The sequence below is a fragment of the Nocardia lijiangensis NBRC 108240 genome (assembly GCF_001613045.1).
GTDB lineage: Bacteria > Actinomycetota > Actinomycetes > Mycobacteriales > Mycobacteriaceae > Nocardia > Nocardia lijiangensis.
In genome coordinates this window covers 1-3,940 of the sequence record NZ_BDBP01000196.1, presented here as the reverse complement: position 1 = coordinate 3,940, position 3,940 = coordinate 1, and the positions used below count along the sequence as shown (strand labels likewise).

The window sequence follows — 3,940 nt, the reverse complement described above, 5'->3', positions numbered from 1 at the left end:
CTGGTAGCGGTGGTGGTGGCGGTAGGTCCGGCGGTAGCGGTAGCGGTGGCGGTAAAGGCAGCGGCGAGGGGGGCGGATCCGGTAGCGGCAGCGGCAAGTCGAGCACCGGACCGGGCGGCGCTGGCAAATCCGGTATCGCCCCCCAATCATCATCTCGCGCACCATCTTCTGGGTCGGCCACCGCTGTTCCCGACGGCGCCACCGGCCCGACCGGCGGCGCATCCGGGCCGCTGTCGGCGCTCTCGAAAGCACTGCAGCAATTGGCGTCCGGGATGATGTCCGGCCCGTCGGGGCCTTGGGCCTCCGGTCCCTGGGGTGCCTCCGGGCCGCCCGGCGCATCCGGCCCGTTCGGCTTCGACATCAGCCCAGCCCGGGCAGGTGGTGGCTCACCAGGCGGCGGCTCGCCGACGGCGGCCAAACCTGCGAATCCGGTCGAGGACAAGCTGTTTCCCCGGGCAGGTTCGTCAGGAAACGCGACCGAGACGGTTGACGCGCGCGCCAGTATGGCTCCGTCGGCCGCGATGCCCTACGGCGGCTACCCGATGGGTGGCGGCATGGGCGGTGCTCCCGGCGGGCAACAGCAGCAGCAACAGCGCAAACGCGCGGCCTATCTCGACAGCACCGAGCACTTGGAGGAGGCCGTCGGCGAAGACCCTCTGTCGGTACGGCCCGTGATCGACCGCTGACCAGCCCATACTTCGAGCTGAATGTGAGCTCTGCCATGCGTTTTCATGTGGTGAACTTCCCCAATACACAGACCACCAAGCACTATCAGCCGTGCGCCTATACCCAGAAGATCCGGCGTTTCGCCGGGATGATGACGGCACTGGGCCACGAGGTGTTCCTGTACGGCGGCGAGGAGAACGACGCGGCGTGCACCGAGTTCGTCACCATCGCGTCGAAGTCGGAGCAGGCCGAATGGTTCGGCGGCAACGATCTCTACAAGGAACTCAACAACCTGACCTGGAATGCCTACGATCCGCACTGGACCACCACCAACGAGCGCGCCATTACCGAGATCGCCAAGCGCAAGTCGGACCGCGACTTCATCTGCGTGCTCGGCGGCACCTGCCAGCGGCCGATCGCGGAGACCTTCCCCGAGCTCATGACCGTCGAGTTCGGGATCGGCTACAGCGGGGTGTTCGCGAACTACCGAGTGTTCGAAAGCTACGCATGGATGCACGCTGTCTATGGTTCGCACGCCACGACTCCCGGCGTGATGAGCGCCCGCGGCCATTTCTACGATGCGGTGATACCGAATTACTATGAGGTGGAGGATTTCCCGTTCGCCGAAGCGAAAGACGACTACTTTCTCTTCATGGGCCGCCTCACCGAGGCCAAGGGTATTCAGATCGCCATCGACACCTGTCAGCGGCTCGGTGTGAAGCTGGTTGTCGCGGGCGCCGGTGTGGCGCCGCCCGCCGATGTCGCCGAGTATGTCGGCGTAGTCGATCACGTGCGCCGGGGTGAGCTGATGAGCCGGGCCCGTGCGGTTTTCGTTCCCTCGCTGTACCTGGAACCTTTCGGCGGCGTGCATGCCGAGGCGATGCTGTGCGGGACGCCGGTGATCACCACCGACTGGGGCGTGTTCACCGAGACGGTGCAGCACGGCGTACACGGCTTTCGCTGCCGCACGCTGCGCGAATTCTGCGAGGCCGCCGACGCCGTGGACAAGCTCGACTACCAGGCGATTCGCGAGTACGCGGTGTCGAAATTCTCCACCGATGTCGTTGCTCCGCAGTACGAGACGTATTTCGAACGTCTCGGCACGCTGTGGGGCGAGGGCTGGTACGCCGCATGAGGAGGTCGTGATGACGACAGCGGTCCGGCAGCCGTCCAGCGCATTTCGTGCCACCGGGCGACGGAGGAACTTGGTGGTGCTGCGGGCCGGTGACGCCTCGTTGCACGAACAATGGCTCGCCGGGCCGGTGCCTCGCACCTGGGACCTGGTCGTCAGCTATTTCGGCGACGACCCGCACCGGTATCGCACCGGCGACGTGCTCCGGCTGGACCGCAAAGGGCCCAAATGGCCTGCGCTGCACCATGTGCTCACCGTCGATCTGGCCGAGTCGATCGACGACTACGACTACATCTGGCTCCCCGACGACGATTTGGCCACCGACACCGCGGCCGTCAACGCGATATTCGAATACGCCGCGCGGTACCGGCTTTCGCTGTCGCAGCCCGCGCTCACCGAGGACAGCTACTACACCCACGAGATCACCCTGGTGGATCGCAGGTTCGACCTCCGGTACACGAATTTCGTCGAGATCATGGCGCCGTGTTTCCGCCGGGAATTCCTGCTGCGCTGCCTGCCGACATTCGATGCCACTCAGACCGGATGGGGTCTGGATTTCCACTGGCCCCGATTCGTCCCGGACACCTCGTCGATCGCCATTGTCGACGCGGTGACCGTCCGGCATACCCGTCCGGTCGGCGGCCCGAATCTCACGGCGGCGCGCGCGGCGGGCGTGAACCCGTGGACGGAGTACCACGACTACCTGGTGCGGCACGAGATCTCCGATCTGACCACCCGGGTGCACCGGGGCGTCGGCGCCGGGCACCGGCGACCGACTGACGAGCCGACCGCGATCTGCGTCACCGTCGACCGGCTTCGGCCGGGGCTGACGGCCTGGCTCGACCACTATGCGGCCCACGCGGATCTGATCATCGTCTACTCCGACGATCCGGCCGTGCGCGCATTCGCGGAGGCCGCCGAGCACCCGGTACTGGTGTGCGACAACGCGGTTCCCGACGCCGATCCGGTCGAACGCGAGGTGGCCAATATTCACGCCGCCGTCGCGACCGCCCGCGCCGCCGACATGGCATGGCTGCTCCCGCTCGGCCCGCGGGAACTGTTCTACGACGACGGCAGGCGCCGCTGGCAGATTCCCGGGGCCGGACAGGTCACTTTCCTCGCGCACGAGGCCGTACCGATGATGCACCCGGTCGACGACCCGTTCCGCGAGTGCACCGTATTCCGGGTCAGCGGGTGCTCCCCATTCCTCGATGCGCCCGCGAACCGCAGCGCCGTCCGCCTCGACTGCGATATCGCACCTGCCGACAAACACGGCTTCATCGGATTCACCGGGGCGAGCGGAACGGTGACGGCCCCCTTGATTTTGCATTATCCGTACCCGAGCTTCGAGAGCTGGATGGCCCGGGCCGCGGAGGCCGCGAGCAGCGGCGGCTCCATGGCGCGTCACTTCGCGCACTACTCCCGCGACCTGTTGCAGGTGGCCGTCGCCCACGGCCGCCTCGACGGTGCCCGTGCCTGCTTCCAGGCCGAAATCCCCTGCGAAGGAATGGTCGATCGTATGGTGCAAGCCGGCGAGCTGATGCGCGTAAGGGTGCCGGTCTGACCGCCGAGCCGGCGCGGAGACTCGGTTAACGGATGGTGTACAGACCGGGCTGCGGTCGTCTTCCAGCATGACCGGGCGGAGGTCCGGTGCTAGAAACTCAGGCGGACGCAGTGGAATTGACGGTAGGAGTGGGATGTCGTCGGGTGGGCCTGGTTTCGATCAGACGGAGTGGTCTGGGTTGTTGAAGGGTGCGCGGGACGGTCGGTTGAAGTTGTTGAATGTGGATGCGGGGGCGTTGCGGAAGCTTGTGGATGCGTGTCAAGCGTTTGTGGCTGATATTTTGGGGTTGATCGAGTCGTCGGGGCGGGATTTCGTGGTGCTCGAGTGGGTGTATGACAATAAGAAGGATGGGTCGCACGGCAAGGTCAGGCCGACGGTGACGACGTTGTCGAGTATGGGGTTGTTGTTCGAGAAGTTCGATCGTAAGCGGACGCGTGAGCTGGTGGATGTTCTGCGGAATCATCAGGCGATCGTCACGGTGATGGCGAATACTTTTCATGAGGCGCAGAAGTCGTATAGTTCGACCGATGACGATAATGCGGGTATGTTCCGGGTTCCGGGGGCGGGGACCGATCATA

The 3,940-nt window shown here is 65.5% G+C and carries 3 protein-coding genes and 1 pseudogene; all 4 read left to right on the top strand.

Annotated features, from left to right (window positions below; translation table 11 throughout):
- A pseudogene (locus NL1_RS39185) lies at window positions 1–686 on the top strand (hypothetical protein); the annotation flags it as partial.
- 35 nt (window positions 687–721) lie between these two features.
- Complete coding sequence (locus tag NL1_RS35755; protein WP_084511459.1) at window positions 722–1,801, top strand: glycosyltransferase; 1,080 nt, start codon at window positions 722–724, stop codon at window positions 1,799–1,801.
- A 10-nt stretch (window positions 1,802–1,811) separates the two neighbouring features.
- Window positions 1,812–3,362 carry a DUF707 domain-containing protein gene (locus NL1_RS35750; RefSeq protein WP_162272805.1) on the top strand — a complete coding sequence of 517 codons (1,551 nt, stop codon included), beginning with the start codon at window positions 1,812–1,814 and terminating at the stop codon, window positions 3,360–3,362.
- 205 nt (window positions 3,363–3,567) lie between these two features.
- On the top strand, window positions 3,568–3,940 hold a 373-nt coding region (locus NL1_RS35745; RefSeq protein ID WP_156095214.1), incomplete at its 3' end, for a hypothetical protein.